Origin of the sequence: Photobacterium kasasachensis (genome assembly GCF_050336885.1) — a bacterium.
GTDB lineage: Bacteria > Pseudomonadota > Gammaproteobacteria > Enterobacterales > Vibrionaceae > Photobacterium > Photobacterium kasasachensis.
This window is the reverse complement of sequence record NZ_JAKJSH010000022.1, coordinates 1-20,132: the sequence shown is the minus strand read 5'-3', so window position 1 is coordinate 20,132 and position 20,132 is coordinate 1. Positions and strand designations below refer to the sequence as shown.

Sequence of the window (20,132 nt, the reverse complement as noted above, 5' to 3'; positions counted from 1 at the left end):
ACAGGCAACAACGCGACATAAAGCAGGAGTTTTTTGTGAAAAAATGGATGGGTAAACGCGCCCTGTTGCTGGCCGGGAGTTTGTTGTGCAGTTCCGCACTGGCAAATGACTTTAGTGCCAGCTTCAAAGGAACCGATATTCAGGAATTCATTAATATTGTTGGGCGCAATCTGCAGAAAACGATCATTGTTGACCCTGCTGTTCGCGGTCAGGTAAATGTTCGCAGTTATGATTTGCTGAATGACGAGCAGTATTATCAGTTTTTCCTCAATGTACTGGAAGTCTACGGTTTTGCCGTTGTCGAAATGGATAACGGGGTGCTGAAGGTCATTCGTGACAAGGATGCGAAGATTTCAGCCATTCCTGTGGTCGGTAGCAAAGATCAGATCAAGGGCGATCAGGTGGTCACTCGTGTCATTGCCGTTCGCAATGTCTCGGTCCGGGAGCTGTCTCCGCTGCTTCGTCAGCTTAATGACAATGCCGGTGCGGGTAACGTGGTGCATTATGACCCGGCCAATATCATTATGATCACCGGCCGTGCGGCAGTAGTAAATCGCCTGGCCGAAATCATCGAGCGTGTTGACCGTGCCGGTGACAAAGAGATTGATGTGGTTGAGTTAAACAACGCCTCGGCCGCGGAAATGGTGCGTATTGTTGATGCACTCAATAAGTCTGCTGATTCCAAATCAACCCCGCAGTTCCTGCAGCCGAAATTGGTCGCCGACGAGCGAACCAATGCGGTATTGCTATCGGGCGATCCTAAGGTGCGTAATCGCCTCAAACGCTTGATCCGCCAGCTCGACAAGGAAATGGCTACCTCGGGCAATAACCGGGTTGTGTACCTCAAGTATGCCAATGCCGAAGAAATGGTGGATGTGCTGAAAGGGGTATCGGACAACCTGCAGGCCGAGAAGCAAGGCGGTAGCAAGAAAACCTCTGGTAGCAACGCCGAAGTGATGATCTCGGCCCACGTCGATACCAACTCTCTGATCCTGACTGCGCCGCCAGATATCATGCGCGCACTGGAAAACATCATTGCTCAGCTGGATATTCGTCGAGCCCAGGTACTGATTGAGGCCATGATCGTTGAGCTGGCCGAAGGTGACGGGGTGAATTTCGGTGTCCAGTGGGGCTCATTGGACGGCGGTGTGGTTCAGTTTGGTAACTCAGGTATTCCAATTTCCCAGTTTGCGATTGGTTTGGAAGAAGCCAAGGATGTTCCTGGTTCAACCGTAATTGATTCGAATGGCAATACAACAGTAAATGAAGCTACTCAGGGTGACTATAGTACCTTGGGCAGTGTGCTGGGCGGCGTAAATGGTGCCGCAATGGGCATCGTGATGGGTGATTGGACTGCGCTGGTGAATGCTGTTGCTTCCGATCGTAACTCAAACATCTTGTCATCGCCTAGTATTACGGTAATGGATAACGGCGAGGCATCCTTTATCGTCGGTGAGGAGGTACCGGTCGTGACCGGCTCGACCTCCAGCTCGAATAACGACAACCCGTTCCAGACCGTTGAGCGTAAGGAAGTGGGTATTAAGCTGAATGTGGTGCCGCAGATTAACGAAGGTGATTCTGTCCAGCTGAAAATCGAGCAGGAAGTATCAAACGTTCTTGGTGCCGAAGGCGCGGTTGATGTGCGTTTCTCCAAACGTCAGCTAACCACCTCTGTATTGGTGCAGGATGGCCAGATGATTGCACTGGGCGGCCTGATCCAGGAGCAGGTGGACGAAAGCGAACAGAAAATTCCAATCTTGGGCGACATCCCTATTCTCGGCCACCTGTTTAAGTCGACCAATACCACCAAGTCTAAAACCAACCTGATGGTATTTATTAAGCCGACTATTATTCGCGATGGAGTGACCGCGGACGGCATTACCCAGCGCAAATACAACTATATTCGTGCTGAGCAGCTCTATCGTGCCGATAAAGGGTTGCGTTTGATGCCTGATACCCAGACGCCGGTACTGCCGAAGTACGGTGAAGATATTTCACTGCCGCCGGAAGTGCGTGCCTTTGTTGCCCAGTTGGAGGCGCAGTAATGGACGCTGATACTCCGGTAACGGCATTCCAGCCTTTGTTCCGGTTGCCATTTTCCTTTGCCAAGCGCCACCGGGTGGTGCTGGAGGCCGCTGAGCAGGGGTGGATCCTGTTCTACAGTGGCCAACTGACGGCACCGGTACTGGCGGAAGTCCGTCGTGTTGCCGGTGGGGCGTTTATTCCGCAAGTGCTTAGTGACAAAGAGTTCGAGCTCAAGCTGACCGAGGTCTATCAGCGGGACTCGTCGGAAGCCCGTCAGCTGATGGAGGATCTGGGCTCTGACAGTGATGACTTCTTCTCGCTGGCTGAAGAGCTGCCGGAAACCGAAGACTTGCTGGAATCTGAAGACGATGCCCCGATCATTAAGTTGATCAATGCAATGCTGGCAGAGGCTATCAAAGAAGCGGCGTCGGATATTCATATTGAGACCTTTGAGAAAGTGCTGTCTATCCGCTTCCGGGTTGATGGCGTGTTGCGTGAAGTGCTGCAGCCGAGTCGTAAGTTGGCCCCGTTGTTGGTTTCGCGGATTAAGGTCATGGCTAGGCTTGATATTGCCGAGAAACGGGTCCCGCAGGATGGCCGTATCTCACTGCGAATCGGTGGCCGGGCCGTCGATGTACGTGTTTCGACCATGCCGTCTTCACACGGCGAGCGGGTGGTGTTGCGTCTGCTTGACAAGAATGCGACCCGACTTGATCTGCATAGCTTGGGGATGACCCCGGGCAACCATAAAAACTTCCAGCATATTATCCAACGTCCGCACGGGATCATTTTGGTTACCGGCCCGACAGGTTCGGGTAAGTCGACCACCCTGTATGCCGGTTTGCAGGAGCTTAACGGTCAGGAGCGTAATATCCTGACTGTCGAAGACCCGATTGAATTTGATATTGACGGTATCGGTCAGACCCAGGTTAACGCCAAAGTCGATATGACCTTTGCCCGTGGCCTGAGGGCGATTTTGCGTCAGGATCCGGATGTCGTCATGGTCGGGGAGATCCGAGACCTGGAAACGGCCTCGATTGCCGTGCAGGCCTCGCTGACCGGTCACATGGTGTTGTCTACCCTGCACACCAATACCGCGGTTGGTGCCATCACCCGTTTGCGGGACATGGGCATTGAACCGTTTCTGGTGTCGTCTTCCCTGTTGGGTGTATTGGCCCAACGTCTGGTGCGAACATTGTGTAAAAGCTGCCGTGAGCCTTATGAAGCGGATGCCGAGCAGAAGAAGCTGTTTGGTCTGTCCGAGTTTGAACCACTGACGCTATACCGTGCCGTTGGCTGTGAAGCCTGTAACAATAAGGGGTACCGGGGACGAACCGGTATTCATGAACTGTTGATGATAGATGACAATGTGCAGGAGCTGATCCATGCCGAGGTCGGTGAGCTGGCGATTGAAAAAGCCATTCGGGCACATACGCCAAGTATTCGTGATGACGGTCTGGAAAAAGTGAAGGCAGGTGTCACCACCCTTGAAGAAGTGATGCGAGTCACCAGGGAGGGGTAACAGATGGCTGCGTTTGAATATAAGGCGCTCGATAGTAAGGGACGGCAAAAAAAAGGTGTATTGGAGGGCGATACAGCCCGGCAGATACGCCAGCAACTACGGGAGCAGGGGCTGATCCCGATTGATGTCGCCCAGGCCCATGAGCGGGAAAAAAAGAAAGCCAGTGGTGGCTTCCAGCTACGTCGTGGGATCAGTACTACTGAGCTGTCACTGATCACCCGCCAGTTGGCGACCTTGGTGCAGGCCTCGATGCCGCTGGAAGAGTGTCTCAAGGCGGTTGCCGAACAGAGTGAAAAGCCGCGGCTGAAGAACATGCTGCTGGCGGTCCGTTCGCGGGTTGTCGAGGGCTATACCCTGTCAGATAGCATGGCTGAATATCCGCATATCTTTGATCAGCTGTTTCGCGCCATGGTGGCTGCCGGTGAGAAATCCGGCCACCTTGATACGGTATTGAACCGCCTGGCGGACTATACCGAAAACCGCCAGCAGATGCGGAGCAAGCTGCAGCAGGCAATGATTTACCCGACCATGCTCACCTTGGTTGCCGTATCCGTCGTTGCCTTTTTGCTGGCAACCGTGGTGCCCAAGATCGTGGATCAGTTTGTCCAGATGGGGCAGCAGCTGCCGACGATCACCGAGGTATTGCTGGCGGCCAGTAATTTCGTCCAGAACTGGGGGCTGGTTGTCCTGATCGCGATTGTCAGTCTGATTATGCTGCTCAAGACGGCACTGAGGAAACCGGATTTTCGCTTGCGCTGGGATCGCTGGGTAATGGGGCTGCCCGTGATTGGCAAGGTTGCCCGCGGCCTGAATACCTCGCGCTTTGCCCGTACCCTGTCTATTTGTACATCCAGTGCGATCCCGCTGCTTGACGGCATGAAGGTCGCCTCGGATGTGATGACCAATACCTGGGTCAACAAGCAGGTGCTTGAAGCGGCCGACAAGGTCCGCGAAGGTGCAAGCCTGCGTGTTTCCCTCGAACAAACCAAGCTCTTTCCGCCAATGATGCTGCACATGATTGCCAGTGGCGAGCGCAGTGGTGAGCTAGAACAGATGTTAACCCGGGCTGCCGACAACCAGGACCGTGACTTTGAGTCTCTGGTGAATATGGCGCTGGGGATTTTTGAACCCTTACTAATCGTCGCCATGGCCGGCATCGTGATGTTTATCGTGATTGCTACCCTGATGCCGATTATTGCTTTGAACAACATGGTTGGTATGTAGTTTTTTCCTTTGGAGGTCTTTTCAATGCAACGCAAACAACGCGGCTTTACGCTGCTGGAAGTGATGGTAGTTATTGTTATCTTGGGGGTGCTGGCCAGCTTGGTTGTTCCGAATCTGTTAGGTAACAAAGAGAAAGCCGATCAGCAGAAAGTGGTTACTGACATCAGTGCGCTGGAGCAGGCGCTGGATATGTACAAGCTGGACAACAGTGTGTACCCGAATACCGATCAGGGTCTGGATGCGCTGGTGACCAAGCCGTCGTCAAGCCCGGAACCTCGTAACTACCGCGACGGTGGTTATATCAAACGTCTGCCGAAAGATCCGTGGGGCAATGAGTACAACTACGTGATGCCGGGCGAAAACGGTGCTGTGGATATCTTCAGCCTGGGGGCTGACGGTCAGGACGGTGGCGAAGGCGTGAATACCGATATCGGTAACTGGAACATGCTGGACTTCTAAGCGCTGATTGACTCAGAGACGAATTGAATGAATAAACGTGCAGCAGGTTTTACCTTAATTGAAATTCTACTGGTGCTGGTATTGCTTGCAACCAGTGCGGTGGCGGTGATCGTTACATTGCCGGAGAGTCAGGAAGACAAGGTAAAAGAAGAGGCTGCACGTTTTCATCATCTGGTTCAGCTATTGGGCGAGGACGCCCTGCTTAACGGCATCGACTATGGCGTCCGGATCGAGCGAAATCGTTATCAGTTTCTTCAGCTAACCAGTCAGGACTGGCAACCGATACAGGAGTCTCGTTTTTTCACTGAGGTTGAAATGGACGAGGACATAAAGCTGATAGTCGAAATCGGCGGCTATTCCTGGCAGGACAAGGATCGCTTGTTTAAACCGGGTTCGCTGTTCGACGAAGACTTGTTTGCTGAGCAAACTGACAAGAAGAAAATTAAGCCGCCGCAAGTGGTTGTGATGGCCAGCGGCGAATACACCCCTTTTAGCCTTGAGTTCGAGGTTGACGGGGAAAATCAGTTCTGGCGGGTTCAGGCTGACGAGCTGGGGCAGCTGTTTTTGCTGGCACCCGGTGAAACAGTCGAAAGCCAGACAGAAAGGACGACGCGATGAAAAAGGGAAGTCGCGGCATGACCTTGCTTGAAGTACTGGTCGCACTGGCCGTGTTTGCCACAGCGGCACTCAGCGTGATGAAAGCCGTCAGCCAGCACCTCAACACATTGGGCTACCTGGAAGAGAAAACCTTTGCCGCCATGGTTGCCGATAACGAGCTGACGAAAATGCGTCTGTCCGGCCAGATCCCGAGTACAGAAAAAAAGGGAAAATCCGAGCTGGCCGGTCGCGAGTGGTATTGGTCAATTAAAAGTACCAAGACGGCCGATGGCTTTCTGCGGGCATTGGATGTAACGGTTGCCACCGATAAGGCAAGAAAACAGTCGGTCGTGACACTGAGAACTTATGTTGAAAATTAACCGACAGAACACCTCCGGGGTACCGAAAAAGGTGCAGCAGCAAGGCTTCACATTGCTGGAGGTACTGGTCGCCATTGCCGTCTTTGCGATGCTGAGTTTATCGGCCTATCAGGTCATGAGCGGGGTTCAGACCAGTGATCAGCAGTCCCGGGAACACAATGCCCGGTTGCAGGAAATTCAGCGTGCCATGGTTATGATGGATAATGATTTTCGTCAGGTTGTTGCCAGAAAAACGCGAAACCAGGGGGAAAAGGCCAGCGACAAGCTGCTGCTTACTGGCGAGTACCTGCTTGACTCGTCGAGTCACGGCATCATGTTCACCCGCACGGGCTGGCAAAACCCTCAGCAGATGTTTCCCCGGGGAGAGAATGTCCGGGTTGGATACCGCATTATCGAAGATACTCTAGAGCGGGTATGGTTTCGCTATCCGGATACCGTGGTCGGCAGCGAGCCGCTGACTCGTCAGGTACTGGCGGGCGTGACCAAGCTGTCTTTTCGCTTCTACAGTAATAAAAAGTGGCAGGAGGCATGGAGCGAGGGCGGAGCCCTGCCTGAAGGCATTATGGTACAGATGACACTGGAAGACTTCGGTGAGGTTGAACGGGTCTATATGCTGCCGATCTCTGCACTGAGTGCCGACGATAAGGAGAGCAGTTGATGAAACAGCAAAAAGGGGTAGCTCTGATTGTTGTACTGATGCTGCTGGCCCTGATGACCCTGCTGGCAGCCCAGATGAGTGAGCGGTTGCAGCTTAATTTCTACCGGGTTGAAAACCAGGTACAGAACCAGCAGGCCTATTGGTATGCGCTGGGTATGGAAGAGCTTGGCAAGGTGGCGATTCAGCAGGGTATTGATGACAGCGATACGGTGAACCTCAGTCAGGCCTGGGCCACGCAGGGCCAGCGCTACCCGCTAGACGGCGGAGAGGCGATTGGTGATATCGTCGACAGACAGGCTTGTTTTAATCTTAATGCCTTGTCCGGTCTGCCGCTGGAGGCGGATCGCACCAAAAAGCCATTCCTGGTTCGTTACCTGCAATCGGTATTGGAAGAGGCGGGTGTTGAAAGCTATGACGCCGAAGTGATCGCAGATTCGAGTTGGGAGTTTGTTGATCCGGCGGAGGCGATTAACTCAGCGTTTGGGGCTGGTGACAGTACCTATGAAGGCTTTCAGCCACCTTACTTGCCGCCTAGCGATTTCATGGCCGACGTCAGCGAGTTCCGGGCTGTTAACGGTGTAAGCGCACAGATATACCGTAAGGTGAAGCCGCTGCTGTGTGCTATCCCGACGACTGATATGCTGCTTAACGTCAATACGCTCTACGAGCATCAGGCGGCCTTGCTGGTTGGCCTGTTTGCGCCGGAGCTCTCCTTGTCGGATGCCCAGAAACTGATCGCCGACCGACCGTATGATGGTTGGCAGAACGTCGATGATTTTATGGCCGAGGCCACGATTGCCCGCCTGGGTGGCGAGGTGAAAAAACAGGCCAAAACGCATTTGGCTGTGAGTAGCGATTACTTTCAATTGGATACAGAAATTCTGGTCGATAGATCCAGGGTTAGATTAGTGGCCTTGCTTAAACGTGACGGTCAAGAAAAGGTGACTGTAATACGTCGCCGTTATGGAGGAATCAGTGAGCGAATTTCTGACGATAAGGCTAAGTAGCCGGCCTGAACAGCCGGTGCAATGGCTGGTCTGGTCGCCACAGCAGAAAGAAGTGATTGCATCCGGTCAGCTGGCTGATCTCGGGCAGTTAAACGAACTGACTGAATATGCTGCCCAGCGCCAGGTCTTTGCACTAATCCCGGCTGGAGATGTGCTGTTGACCGAAGTGGCAATCCCTACCGGAAGTGGGCGGCAGCTAGCCTCTGTACTGCCATACCTGCTGGAAGAAGAGTTGGCCCAGGATGTCGACGCATTGCATGTTCACCTGCTGAAACGCGAAGGTGATACGGCCCATGTTGCGGTAGTTGAGCACCGTAAGGTTCAGGCGTGGCTAAGCGCCTTGGATGACGCTGGCATAGAAGTGAAAAAGCTGCTGCCGGATTGCCTGTGCTTGCCGCTATTTAGTGACAGCTACAGTGCAGCCGAGCTGGAAGGCCAGTGGTTGATCCGCCAGTCAGAAACCTTGGGAGTATGTGCCGAGGCCTCGTGGCTCGATGCTTGGCTGCTTGCTCAGAAAATGCCGATAGCGTCGACCGAGTCATCAGAAGATGCTAGCGAGCCCTCAGCGGCTAAAGAAGCGGTTTCCGAGCGGGAAACTAACACAGAGCAACCACTGCTTATTCGTCACTATACACCGGCTCCTTCGGGAATGTCGGGCAAGTGGCAGGCAGAAACGCCAGAGCTGGTGATGCAGTTGTTGGCATTGGGCGCAGAAGCGAGCAAGGTTAATTTGCTTTCAGGCGCATACAAACAGCAACCGGCATGGCGAAAGTATCTCAAGCCATGGCGTAAAGTCGCGATTGCTGCAGGCTTGGTCTTGGTGGCCCTTGTTGGTGAACATATCGTTTCGGTCCAGCGGATGGAAGCCCAGGCCGCGGTTTACAAAGCCGAGAGTGAGCGTATCTTTCGCCAGGTATTGCCGCAATACAAACGTATACCGTCTCAGAGTTACCTCAAGCGGCAGATGAACAGTGAACTGGCTCGTCTGGGAGGAGCTGGCAGCGAAGAAGGACTGCTGCGTTGGTTGGCTCAGCTCAAACCGGCACTCAGCAAAATCCCTCAGCTGAGTGTGCAAAATTTGAAATATGATCAGAACCGTGCCGAATTGCGCTTTCAGGCAAGCTCTGCTGAATTCCAGCATTTTGAGCAGCTGCGTACGCTACTGGCTGAACAGTTCGAGGTGCAACAAGGCCAGCTTAACAAGGAAGGCAATCAGGTGACCGGTTCGGTGGTACTAAGGAGAAAATCATGAATGCATGGTGGAAGGCCTTAAGTGCCCGAGAACAGCGCTTGGTGCTCGGTGGTGGTGGGGCCTTAATTATTGCAGTGCTCTACTGGGGCCTGTGGCAGCCATTGGCCAACCGTGCCGAGATGGCTGAGCGACGGTTGCAGACCGAACGTCAGCTACTGAGCTGGGTGTCGACGAAAGCCGATGAAATCACAACCCTTCGTGGCCAGTCGGGCTCTACGGGGGCGATCAGCAATAAAGGGCTTAACCAGGTGGTTAATGAAACCACCCGTCGATTTCGAGTCGAACTTATTCGCATGCAGCCCCGAAGCGAAGCTGTTCAGGTGTGGGTTAAGCCGTTGCCGTTTAATACATTGGTTAACTGGCTGGCTTTTCTCAAGGAAGAACATGGGATTGATGCCCAGTTCCTGGACGTATCAAAAGCAGATAGCGCCGGTATGGTAGAAGTGGGTCGTTTACAGCTGGGCCGAGGATAGTAGTGAAGTATAAGTTAGGGTTAGGTGTCACCTTTGGCGCCGTGTTAATGACGAGCCTGGTTGCTCATGTACCTGCCAGTTGGGTCTGGCAGCAGGTTCCGCCAGTCAGAGGCCTGAATATTTCAGGTCTTAGCGGAACACCATGGCAGGGAATGGCAACACAGGTTCAGTGGCAGGGAAAAAATTATGGCCGTCTGCAGTGGGATATGGCCCCGCTCTCCCTGCTCTCTGGCAAAGCCGTATTTAATGTTCGCTTTGGTCAGGGAAGTGACATGAATATTAATGGCCGTGGCATTGTCGGTTACAGTGCCAACGGACCATTTGCTGAGAACTTGCTGGTCTCAATGCCCGCCCAGCAGGTCATGAAGTTTGCTCGGGTATCGCTTCCTGTTACCGTTGCAGGCAATCTGGAGCTGACATTGCGGGATTATCAGTATCAGGCACCTTACTGTTCTGTTTTGAAAGGCTCACTGGCGTGGACGGCGGGTAATGTCAGCTCACCGATGGGAGGGGTGAATCCCGGCCCGGTGATTGCCGACCTGAATTGCGAGCAAGGCAAGATTGCAGCTGAGGCAGCGCAGTCATCGGCCGATGTGTCAAGTGAATGGCAGGCTGTGCTGGCAACCGATCAGCGTTATACGTTGAATGGCTGGTTTAAGCCCGGGGCAGAATTTCCGGCCCAGTTGGGTAAGCAGCTTAAATGGTTGGGTAACCCGGATCCTAAGGGCCGCTACAAAATTAGCTATAATGGACGCCTTTAATAGTTGAGTAATTCACTCAACTTAACGCTTTCCCCAAAATTTACTTTATTTCGCCTGGCTATTGCCCTTAAATAGCTAATACCCTGTGGCAGACGATCCGCTTGTTCAAGCTTGGTATCAGTCGGTGGGGCTAAGATGATGATACAGGACAACGGCATGGCTGCGGACAAGAACAAACCTGAAATACTGGCAACGAAAGTGGTTGCCCAATCCCGACTCTTCAAAGTTGAGTCGCTTGATTTGCGTTTTTCTAATGGCGTCGAGCGTACCTATGAGCGAATGAAGCCCAGCGGGCGGCATGCCGTCCTGGTCGTTCCTGTGACCGCCGAAGGTGATTTACTGTTGATCAGGGAGTATTCAGCAGGGACAGAGCAATATGAGCTAGGCTTCCCCAAAGGGCTCATTGACCCGGGTGAAGAGGCGGCAGAGGCAGCGAACCGCGAGCTGAAAGAAGAAATCGGCTTCGGGGCCCGCCAGTTGGTTCCGCTGAAAGAGGTGGTACTGGCTCCGTCCTATTTTTCCAGCCGAATGACGCTGTTTCTGGCTCAGGACCTTTACCCTGAGCAGTTAGAAGGTGACGAGCCGGAGCCGCTGGAAATTGTTCGCTGGCCTGTAAGCCAGGCTGAAGAGCTGCTGCATCATCTCGATTTTGCGGAAGCCCGCAGTATTACTGCGCTTTTTCTCGCATTAAACCATTTATCCCAGTAGGAACGAGTTATGGATTTATCGAACCTATTACCTTCAGTGATCGAGATTGCCCGAGCTTCCGGGCTGGTGATCCTTGATATTTATCAGCGTGGCCAGTTTGAAAAGCAGATTAAAACGGACAATACGCCGGTAACCAGTGCAGATCTGGCGGCGCATAAGCTGGTGGTCGAAAAGCTGGCGGAGTTGACGCCGGATATTCCTGTCCTTTCTGAGGAAGATGCGGAAATCCCGCTGGTCGAGCGAAGCCAATGGCAGCGTTATTGGCTGGTGGATCCGCTGGACGGTACCCAGGAGTTCATTGCGGGCAGTGGTGATTTTGCGACAATCATTGCCCTGGTCGAAAATAACACCCCGGTGATGGGGGTTGTCTATGCGCCGGTATCCGGTGTGGCCTATTATGCCTATCACGGCAAGGGAGCATGGAAGGTGACGGCTGAAGGTGAAACTGTCCGTATTTCTACCCATAAGCATGAGCGGCCTGCTCAGTCTATCGCCGTGGCAATCAGCCGTCGCCAGGATATCAGTGCCATCACCAACCGTCTCGATCCCTCCCTGAACTATGACTTGGTCCCATTGGGCTCAGCGGCGCTTAAGTCATGCCTGGTGGCTGAAGGCGCGGTCGATTGTTACTTACGCCTGGGTCCGACCGGGGAGTGGGATACCGCCGCAACGCAATGTATTGTCGAAGAAGCGGGTGGGCGTATCTTGAATACCCATTTGACGGCGCTGTCCTACAACGAGCGAGATACGCTGGAGAACCCGAATTTTATCACTTTGGGTGATGAGACATTGCCGTGGTCGACTATCCTGACGCCAGACAATCGGCTGATGGACAGTCAGTAATATTTTGTTGAGATGAAAAAACGGAGCCTCGGCTCCGTTTTTGTGTTTAGGGATTAAAATAACCGGTTTAGTCCGTTGAGAGCCGCCACACGGTAGGCTTCTGCCATGGTCGGATAGTTGAAGGTCGTGTTGACGAAATAGTCGATGGTGTTGCCTTCACCTTTTTGTTCCATGATGGCCTGTCCGATATGAATGATCTCTGCCGCACGCTCACCGAAGCAGTGGATCCCCAGGATCTCTTTGGTTTCGCGGTGAAACAGAATCTTCAGGCTGCCAACCTCGGTACCGGCTATTTGCGCCCGGGCCAGATGCTTGAACTGCGAGCGCCCGACTTCATAAGGTACCTTTTCAGCTGTTAGCTCTTGTTCGGTTTTACCGACAGAACTGATTTCAGGGATGGTGTAAATTCCCGTAGGAATATGATCGATCAACTGACCTTGCGCTTCTCCGTTGGAAATTGCCTGTGCGACGAAGCGTCCCTGATCATAGGCCGCACTAGCCAGACTCGGGTAGCCAATCACATCACCGACGGCATAGACGTGCTCAACGTCGGTTCGGTAGTTCTGGTTTACCTTGAGCTGGCCGCGAGAATCCGGCGTGAGTCCGACTTTGCTCAAGGCGAGGCGGTCGGTATTGCCGGTCCGGCCGTTGGCATACAATAGGCAATCAGCCCGCATTTTCTTGCCGGATTGCAGATGAAGGATCACCCCGTCTTCGGTGCCCTCGATGCGCTCATAGGTTTCGCCGTTGCGGATCATCGCCCCGCTGTTCCATAAGTGATAGGACAGCGAGTCGGAGATTTCATTGTCGAGAAACTCCAGCAACCGGTCACGGGTATTGATCAAGTCGACTTTGACGCCGAGTCCCCTGAAAATTGAGGCATACTCGCTGCCGATGACACCGGCACCATAGATGATGATATGGCGGGGGTCGTGTTTGAGCTGCAAAATGGAGTCGCTGTCGTATACCCGGGAATGGCTGAAGTCGACATCTGTGGGTTGATAGGGGCGAGAGCCTGTTGCAATCACGAATTTGTCGGCACTGTAAAAATCATGGCTGCCGTCCGCCGTTTTGACTTTTACTGTGTGGGTATCTGTAAAGCTTGCCTCGCCAAAAATAATGGAACATTGGTTACGGTCATAAAACCCCTGACGCATTCGGGTCTGCTTGTTGACGACATCTTGGGCATGGCCGAGGATTTGGCTGAAGGTGCTGTGCAGGGTGGAGTTGTTTTTGCAGTAGAGCGGGTTCTGATTATATTCGATGATCCGGCTGACGGCGTGACGTAAGGCTTTTGAAGGTATGGTTCCCCAGTGCGTACAGCCGCCACCAACGCTATCTTCCCGTTCAATGATAGCCACATTGAAGCCTGCCTTGGTGAGCCCCATGGCTGCCCCTTCACCGCCGGGGCCACTGCCAATGATAATGGCGTCAAAGTGCTGGGCATTCTTTTTTTTTGATTGGGTCATTGTTCAGGCCTTTCTTATCATCCGTGCAACATTGCTGTCGCCATAGTTTAACTTTTTCCGGAAGTAGGTAGAATAAACGGGTGGTGATAGATAGGTAATGATCACGTTGTAGGGGCATAAACGCGGTGAAAACGAGACGTAGCCGGTCGGTGAAGTAAGCCTGCGACTTTGTGAGCTAGTAGTGAAAAGTAACAATTACTGCTTTGATTCAGCTCTTATCAGGAATTACTATGTTCTGATTGCTGCGAAAAAGCGATTCTCGCTGAAGTAGCTATCAAAAAAGCGTATAGTTGCACAAAAAGCTTAAAGAGAAACAACAGGTTCATGGGTATCAGAGCTCAGCAAAAAGAAAAAACCCGGCGTTCACTTATTGATGCTGCATTTAATCAGCTAAGTGCAGAACGAAGCTTTTCGAATCTTAGCTTGCGCGAAGTGGCGCGAGAGGCAGGTATAGCCCCCACTTCTTTTTATCGCCATTTTAAAGATATGGATGAGCTTGGTTTGACAATGGTTGACGAGGGAGGTTTGATCCTTCGTCAGTTGATGCGTCAGGCTCGTCAGCGCATTGCCGAAGAAGGCAGTGTAATCCGGACCTCTGTAGAAACTTTCATGGAATTTATTGAAAGTAGCCCGAACGTATTTAGGTTACTTTTACGCGAGCGTTCAGGAACTTCCCCCGCGTTTCGTGCGGCTGTTGCTCGGGAGATACAGCACTTCGTGGCTGAGTTGACCGAGTATCTCGAGGCCAAAACCGGTGTGACTCATGACGAGGCTTTTACTCAGGCTGAGGCATCAGTAACACTGGTATTCAGCTCCGGTGCGGAAGCGTTGGATCTGGATAACCATGCTCGAGCTGAGCATGCTGAAAGACTGATCATGCAGTTAAGAATGATTGCAAAGGGTGCCTATTGGTATCGTAAAGAGCGTGAGCGTCGTGAGCTCAGGCAGAAACTCTAACTTTATTTTGTTGGTGAAAGGATATGAACAAGGAACAAGTAAAAGCTGAACGTAAAACATTGCTTCTATCTTTGTTAGCAGGCCTGTGTGGTAATGCTACGTTAGCAGTACTTACGTCAGGCGCGGTGTCGTTTTCAGTTTTCCCTGTTATTGCATTCGGTCTGGCAGTGTACTGCCTGTATCAGGAATACCTGAGCAAGCCGATGTCTGAAGGTACACCGTCGGTTGCCTTTGCCTGCTTCCTGGCGGGTGCTTTTGGTTATTCTGGTTTCCTACGTTCATTCGTACCAGATATGGGTTCTAGCTACCTACCGCTGATTATCACTCTAGGTCTGTTGTTCTGGGTGGTTTACAAGCTGGGTGTGATGTCACCAAGACCGAAAGCGGCATAAGCCTAAGGGTTTTGCTTACGAAAAAAGGCGCTAAGGCGCCTTTTTTAATACCTGTAACCCGTCCTATAGAGCAAGTGACGCTGGGAGGTTATTTGCGCTCAAGCAAGACACCTGCTTCCATATGGTGGGTATATGGGAATTGGTCGAACAGGGCAAACCGGGTAATTCGGTGCGTTTCTGACAGGATGTTTAAGTTGTCTTTCAGCGTATCCGGGTTGCAGGAAATGTACATGATGCGGTCATAGCCTTGTACCATGCGACAGGTGCCTTCATCCATTCCCGAGCGCGGTGGATCAACAAAGATTGTGTTGCAGTTATAGCTCTGCAAATCGATGTCCTGATCTTTCAGGCGGCGAAACTCTCGCTTGCCTTCCATTGCATCGGTAAAGTCTTCGGCAGACATGCGGATGATCTGTACGTTATCGATGTTGTTAACCGCAATATTGTATTGGGCAGAGTCTACCGATGGCTTGGCGAGCTCCGTGGCCAACACGCGCTCGAAGTTCTGCGCCAGTGCTAGCGAGAAGTTACCGTTTCCGCAATACAGCTCCAACAGATCACCCTCACTGTCCTGGGTACAGTCAACGGCCCATTCCAGCATCTTTTGCGCCACTTCACCGTTCGGCTGGGTAAAGCTGTTTTCGACTTGCTTGTAGGTCAGAGTACGCTCGTTAACCTTCAGCTTTTCAATCACGAAGTCCTGATCCAGTACGATTTTTTGCTTGCGGGCCCGGCCAATGAAGTTGAGGTTGAAGCCTTCGTCATTCAGGCGCTGCTTTAATGCCTTGGCTTCGGTTTCCCACTGATCGTCTAGCTGACGGTGATATAGCATAGAAACCAGTACTTCGCCGCTAAGGGTAGAGAGGAAGTCAACCTGGAATAGTTTATGGCGCAGCGCCTTGACTGGCTTAAGGGCATCAACTAGCAATGGCATTAAATCATTGATCAGGCGGCTGGCAGCAGGAAACTGATCGACGCGGTATTTTTCACGAGTTTCCTGATTGAACATGATGTAGAACAGGTCTTCGCCTTCGTGCCAAACACGGAACTCGGCACGCATGCGGTAATGTTCTGCAGGAGAGGCGAACACCTCAAGCTCAGGGGTTTCAAAATCTGCAAAGATATTTTGAATACGCTCTGCTTTTTCATCTAGCTGAGGTTGATACTCAGCTGGATTGATTGCGGTGGATGCCATCTTGTGTGCCTCAAACTGCTCAAATTAAGAGCGCAGATTTTATTGCATTGCTGACCGATGTCCAGTGTTGTTGCTGATAAAAGTGTCGTGGGAAACGATTCGTCATATGCCATAACAAACAAAACTAGACATTCTTCAAAATGATAACTAGCATTCGTTTTGCGCTGGTTAGCCTGAACACAGGCCGGGAACACGGTGGGAATCCGTGACTGACGCGCAGCGGTGATAGAGAACGAAAGCACATGGACGTAAGTTCCGAACACTGCTTCTGCATGCTGTGCAATACAGTTAATGAAGTGGGAAGTTGTTGCCCTAGGTGGTTGTCCAACCAAGCTCTTAAGTCCGAAGACCAACCAGTGTACCAAGCAGACTATCTGCTTCGTAATAAACGCGACTTAAGGTATCCATAAAAATGAAAAAAACGCTTTTAGCAGTGGCGTTGGCCCCGCTGTGTCTTCAAAGTCAGGCTTTTGCTTCTGATACAACTTATCAGGAAGATGAGATTGTAGTGATTAGTCGAAGTGTCAAAGAGCCGTTACATATTGCTGCAAACGTCAATGTCATTGATAGCTATGATATTGAAAAAAGTGGGGCAACTAATTTGACTGAACTGTTGCGTGGGCGCAGTGGTATTCAGGTCTCAGACAGTAATTCCGGTTCTGTGTTTGCTATGCGTGGGTTTAGTGGCAGCCAAGCAGCAAACAATACCCTGATTTTAGTTGATGGACGCCGTCTTAATAACATTGATATTGCAGCTCCGAGCATTAGCGCTATTCCATTAAATCAAATTGAGCGTATAGAGGTTCTTTCTGGAAGTGCTGGCGTGCTTTATGGCGATCAAGCTGTCGGTGGTGTGATTAATATTGTTACTAAGGCACCGGATAGTGCTGGTGGTAACATTAGAGTATCCGGAGGCAGCTTCAATACTTATGAAGGTCAAGGTGATATTTCTGGCTCTCTAGCTGATGACTGGCGTTACTATTTGGTCGGTAGTTATAACCAAGGTGATAATTATCGAGACCATAATGCAAATGAAACTGGGTCTATTTTAGGGCGAATTCAGTACCAGACAGAGAAGGATCTGTTCTTTGTTGAAACGAGTTACTACGATAACCGTCGAGAGCTTGCTGGTTCGTTGACTTTGGAGCAAATTAACGAAGACCCACGTCAGGCTAATCCATCAAACATTAAAGATTTCAACCACGAGAAGACTACAGCAGCCCGCGTCGGTTATCAGCACCAACTGACCGAAGACTGGTCTTTGGGAGCAGATCTTAACTATTCAGATACTGATGTTGAGACGTTCTCATGGGGATCACCGGGTAAGAATGAGCGTTCTTTACTGGAGTTTACTCCAAAGGCTGTTGCTAATATCACGACTGAACAGGGCGATCTGGATATTGTTACTGGCGTTGACTTGAGCCGTGGTGAATCAGAGTTTAGTTCAGGCCGTAGTAACGAACAGAATGTTAGCAGTGTCTATGTGCAGGCAAATATCCCTCAAAATCACCAATTGAGTTATGTGATTGGTGGCCGTTATGCCAGCGCGAAAGATGACCTTACCGATAAATCTGTGTATCCAAATGGTGTTAAGTTAGATCAGGATGCACATGCACTTGAACTTGGCCTAAATTACCGTCCATCGCTCGAGCATAGAATCTATCTTCGTGCTGACGATAACTTCCGTTTTGCGAAAGTCGACGAGCAAGCTTATACCTCTCCGGGTGTTGTAGGCTTGAAGCCGCAAACTGGACGTTCCTATGAAGCCGGCTGGGATTGGAATCCAGATTCTCATACTGTGCGTTTGAGTTTATATCGTTTAGACCTTGAAGATGAAATTGTGTTTGATCCAAGTGCTGAAAAGCCGGTAGGTGGTGCATTTAATGGCGCGAATGTTAATGCCGATGCATCACGTCGATATGGGGCTAATTTAGTTTGGGACTGGATTTTAAACGATATGTTCCAGTTTGGAGTGGAATACAGCTATGTCGATGCTGAGTTTACTGAGGGTACAAATAGCGGGAAATCACTATCTTGGGTTGCTGAACACTCAGGACGCAGTTATCTAAGTGTGGACATAACCCATAATTGGCAGCTGTTTACAGAGGCGGTTTATACTGGTGAGCGATTCCTTGAAGGGGATAATGCAAACGCAGATCCAAAGTTAGACGATTACACATTAGGTAACTTGGCTTTGAATTATACCCGTGATGCTTGGTTGGCAAGTTTACGTGTCGATAACTTGTTTGATGAACAGTATGTTAGCTCAGGGTTCTACAGTGATTTCGGGAATGGTTATTACTCCGGAACAGGACGAGCGGTGCGCCTGACTGCGAGTTATAGTTTTTAACTTGAAGAGTTATAACGGAAAATAAACGCTAGGCTATATGCCTAGCGTTTTAGTTATGAGTACTGTTTGTATCATTACAAGGCATTAGTATTTCGATTTTTGCAAGTTGGCAGTATGATTAGCCTCTGGTTGATATATCGAAAGCGGTGAATAGTGAAACGGGTGCTTATTTTTGATTCTGGTGTGGGTGGATTGTCGGTTTACCAGGAGATTTATGCCCAGCTACCCGGCTTTCAGTATATTTATGCTTTCGATGACGCCGCGTTTCCATATGGTGAGCTACTTGAGAATGTATTAATCGAGCGCACTCAGCATATAGTGTCCCTTTTGGTTGAGCGTCATTCGATTGATTTAGTCGTCATTGCCTGCAATACCGCCAGTACAGTTGTACTGCCATCACTCCGCAAGAACTTAACGATTCCGGTTGTCGGGGTTGTTCCTGCTATTAAACCCGCTGCGCTTATCAGTAAGCAGAAAGCAATTGGTCTGCTCGCAACACCAGCTACCATAAAGCGCGACTATACCAATAAGCTGGTGGAACAGTTTGCCAGTGATTGCGAGGTTTTTCGTATTGGGTCAACCAGGCTTGTCGAAATGGCGGAAGAGAAGTTGCGAGGTAAGGCTGTATCAATCTCGGAGTTGGCAGAGATCCTTTACCCTTGGCAGAATAAAGTAGACAGCATCGTACTTGGTTGCACTCATTTTCCGCTAATCAAGCAAGAAATTGCCGTCGCTTTTGGTTCGCCAGTGCATATCATTGATTCCGGCCTTGCGATTGCAAATCGAGTGAAGGCATTGCTAGGTGAGCAGGTGAAGGCCTCATCGGCTTTAGTTTCGAATCTTACATACAACAGTGCCGCGAACAATCATGTCGCGGCACTGAATCGTAGTTTACAAGAAATGCAGTTGGAGGCTATTCAGTCTCTGTGCTATCCGAAGATTTAGGTTCGTTGGCTTCTCGTACTTTCAGAGTACGCTGTCCATACTCTTTGTTGTTGAGTTGATCAATGGCGGTATCGGCATCATTACTGTTCATCACAACAAAACCAAATCCGCGACGTTTACCTGTACGCTTATCTTTCATAAGGCGTACAGCAAATACTTCACCATGTTCGGCAAATAGTTTTTTCACTTCATTCTCATTGGCACGATAGGGCAGGTTGCCGACATAGAGGGTTTTACTGCTTTGAGAAGCATCTGAATTACTGATTGATGGTTGAGTGTTTTCTAGATGATTAATGGCTACAACAGCCGTAATGACACCTAAAGCAAAGGAGATACCGGGAGAAAAAGGAAGAAAGCTAAAAACTAAAGCCCCGATAATGGCGATAGCGCCTATTGCTATCATGGTTTGTTTGGAAAATTTCATATTCAAAGCTACATCGTCATAAATATTATAAGAGAAGGCGTTATTGGTTATTTTAACAACAGAGTCACATCGATATTACTTTCATTGACTTGGAATTGCTAGTTAGTGAATGTGACGATCCTCTAATGTTGAAATTAGAGGCTTTTACATCACATTAGTTGAAATATTCGTCAGGCGGTGATTTTTTTGCAAAAAACACTTGTCAGAGCGATCGAAGTCTCTATAATGCCGCCTCACCGACACGGAGCACGGCGACTTAAGCCAGCAACGTATCGGATTTGTTCTTTAACAATTTGACCATGCAATCTGTGTGGGCACTCGTGAAATGAATAGTCAAAAAAGATTATATCAATGAACTGGGTGACCAATACAAATACTAAGTTTACTTATTATTTGGCACAGTCAATTCGTTCTAACTTAGTTAGAACAATCAGTATTCATTGAGCCGTTACTTCGGTAACAACAAAACTTTAATTGAAGAGTTTGATCAT

The 20,132-nt window shown here is 50.5% G+C and carries 20 protein-coding genes and 1 riboswitch; of the genes, 17 read left to right on the top strand and 3 right to left on the bottom strand.

Going from position 1 to position 20,132, the window contains the following annotated elements; translation table 11 throughout:
* Positions 1-35 precede the first annotated feature (35 nt).
* From gspD to cysQ, 13 genes are all read left to right on the top strand, one after another.
* On the top strand, positions 36-2,045 hold the full coding sequence (gspD, locus tag L4D19_RS24465) for a type II secretion system secretin GspD (protein WP_428454621.1): 2,010 nt from the start codon (positions 36-38) through the stop codon (positions 2,043-2,045).
* Positions 2,045-3,547, top strand: a complete 1,503-nt coding sequence (gene gspE / locus L4D19_RS24460) for a type II secretion system ATPase GspE (RefSeq protein ID WP_428454620.1) — start codon at positions 2,045-2,047, stop codon at positions 3,545-3,547. Before gspD ends, gspE begins: the two co-directional genes overlap by 1 nt.
* A gap of 3 nt (positions 3,548-3,550) precedes the next feature.
* Positions 3,551-4,771: a type II secretion system inner membrane protein GspF gene (gspF, locus tag L4D19_RS24455; RefSeq protein WP_428454619.1), complete on the top strand. Its 1,221-nt coding sequence runs from the start codon at positions 3,551-3,553 to the stop codon at positions 4,769-4,771.
* Positions 4,772-4,795: 24 nt separating this feature from the next.
* Entirely contained in the window at positions 4,796-5,230 is a 435-nt protein-coding gene (gene gspG / locus L4D19_RS24450; protein WP_075762190.1) for a type II secretion system major pseudopilin GspG, read from the top strand.
* Positions 5,231-5,257: 27 nt separating this feature from the next.
* Positions 5,258-5,848 (top strand): type II secretion system minor pseudopilin GspH, encoded by a 591-nt coding sequence (gene gspH / locus L4D19_RS24445; RefSeq protein ID WP_428454618.1) that lies wholly within the window; start codon positions 5,258-5,260, stop codon positions 5,846-5,848.
* On the top strand, positions 5,845-6,207 hold the full coding sequence (gene gspI, locus L4D19_RS24440) for a type II secretion system minor pseudopilin GspI (protein ID WP_428454617.1): 363 nt from the start codon (positions 5,845-5,847) through the stop codon (positions 6,205-6,207). The genes gspH and gspI overlap by 4 nt, the downstream gene beginning before the upstream one ends.
* The gene (gene gspJ / locus L4D19_RS24435) at positions 6,194-6,865 is read left to right on the top strand and encodes a type II secretion system minor pseudopilin GspJ (protein WP_428454616.1); all 672 of its coding nucleotides are present in this window, start codon (positions 6,194-6,196) and stop codon (positions 6,863-6,865) included. The genes gspI and gspJ overlap by 14 nt, the downstream gene beginning before the upstream one ends.
* On the top strand, positions 6,865-7,872 hold the full coding sequence (gspK, locus tag L4D19_RS24430; RefSeq protein WP_428454615.1) for a type II secretion system minor pseudopilin GspK: 1,008 nt from the start codon (positions 6,865-6,867) through the stop codon (positions 7,870-7,872). Before gspJ ends, gspK begins: the two co-directional genes overlap by 1 nt.
* Positions 7,841-9,124 (top strand): type II secretion system protein GspL, encoded by a 1,284-nt coding sequence (gene gspL / locus L4D19_RS24425; RefSeq protein WP_428454614.1) that lies wholly within the window; start codon positions 7,841-7,843, stop codon positions 9,122-9,124. Before gspK ends, gspL begins: the two co-directional genes overlap by 32 nt.
* Positions 9,121-9,597: a type II secretion system protein M gene (locus L4D19_RS24420; RefSeq protein ID WP_075762196.1), complete on the top strand. Its 477-nt coding sequence runs from the start codon at positions 9,121-9,123 to the stop codon at positions 9,595-9,597. The genes gspL and L4D19_RS24420 overlap by 4 nt, the downstream gene beginning before the upstream one ends.
* Before the next feature lie 2 nt (positions 9,598-9,599).
* Entirely contained in the window at positions 9,600-10,358 is a 759-nt protein-coding gene (locus L4D19_RS24415; protein WP_428454613.1) for a type II secretion system protein N, read from the top strand.
* Positions 10,359-10,514: 156 nt separating this feature from the next.
* Complete coding sequence (gene nudE, locus L4D19_RS24410) at positions 10,515-11,066, top strand: ADP compounds hydrolase NudE (protein ID WP_160655873.1); 552 nt, start codon at positions 10,515-10,517, stop codon at positions 11,064-11,066.
* A 9-nt stretch (positions 11,067-11,075) separates the two neighbouring features.
* On the top strand, positions 11,076-11,909 hold the full coding sequence (gene cysQ, locus L4D19_RS24405; protein WP_428454612.1) for a 3'(2'),5'-bisphosphate nucleotidase CysQ: 834 nt from the start codon (positions 11,076-11,078) through the stop codon (positions 11,907-11,909).
* 53 nt (positions 11,910-11,962) lie between these two features.
* Here the strand turns inward: cysQ and sthA are convergent, their stop codons facing one another.
* A complete protein-coding gene (gene sthA / locus L4D19_RS24400; RefSeq protein WP_428454611.1) occupies positions 11,963-13,378 on the bottom strand; it encodes a Si-specific NAD(P)(+) transhydrogenase in 1,416 nt (471 codons plus the stop codon).
* A gap of 324 nt (positions 13,379-13,702) precedes the next feature.
* Here sthA and fabR point away from each other — a divergent pair, with 324 nt between their 5' ends.
* On the top strand, positions 13,703-14,335 hold the full coding sequence (fabR, locus tag L4D19_RS24395; RefSeq protein ID WP_160655843.1) for an HTH-type transcriptional repressor FabR: 633 nt from the start codon (positions 13,703-13,705) through the stop codon (positions 14,333-14,335).
* A gap of 23 nt (positions 14,336-14,358) precedes the next feature.
* A complete protein-coding gene (locus tag L4D19_RS24390; protein ID WP_160655846.1) occupies positions 14,359-14,727 on the top strand; it encodes a YijD family membrane protein in 369 nt (122 codons plus the stop codon).
* Between the two features lie 88 nt (positions 14,728-14,815).
* Here L4D19_RS24390 and trmA read toward each other — a convergent pair whose 3' ends face one another.
* Positions 14,816-15,922 (bottom strand): tRNA (uridine(54)-C5)-methyltransferase TrmA, encoded by a 1,107-nt coding sequence (trmA, locus tag L4D19_RS24385; protein ID WP_160655849.1) that lies wholly within the window; start codon positions 15,920-15,922, stop codon positions 14,816-14,818.
* A 148-nt stretch (positions 15,923-16,070) separates the two neighbouring features.
* A riboswitch (cobalamin riboswitch) is annotated at positions 16,071-16,294 on the top strand.
* Between the two features lie 40 nt (positions 16,295-16,334).
* Here trmA and L4D19_RS24380 point away from each other — a divergent pair.
* Positions 16,335-18,272 (top strand): TonB-dependent receptor, encoded by a 1,938-nt coding sequence (locus L4D19_RS24380; RefSeq protein WP_428454610.1) that lies wholly within the window; start codon positions 16,335-16,337, stop codon positions 18,270-18,272.
* A 150-nt stretch (positions 18,273-18,422) separates the two neighbouring features.
* Positions 18,423-19,217: a glutamate racemase gene (gene murI / locus L4D19_RS24375; RefSeq protein ID WP_428454673.1), complete on the top strand. Its 795-nt coding sequence runs from the start codon at positions 18,423-18,425 to the stop codon at positions 19,215-19,217.
* Here the strand turns inward: murI and L4D19_RS24370 are convergent.
* On the bottom strand, positions 19,186-19,641 hold the full coding sequence (locus L4D19_RS24370) for an RNA recognition motif domain-containing protein (RefSeq protein WP_160655855.1): 456 nt from the start codon (positions 19,639-19,641) through the stop codon (positions 19,186-19,188). The genes murI and L4D19_RS24370 overlap by 32 nt on opposite strands.
* Positions 19,642-20,132 lie beyond the last annotated feature (491 nt).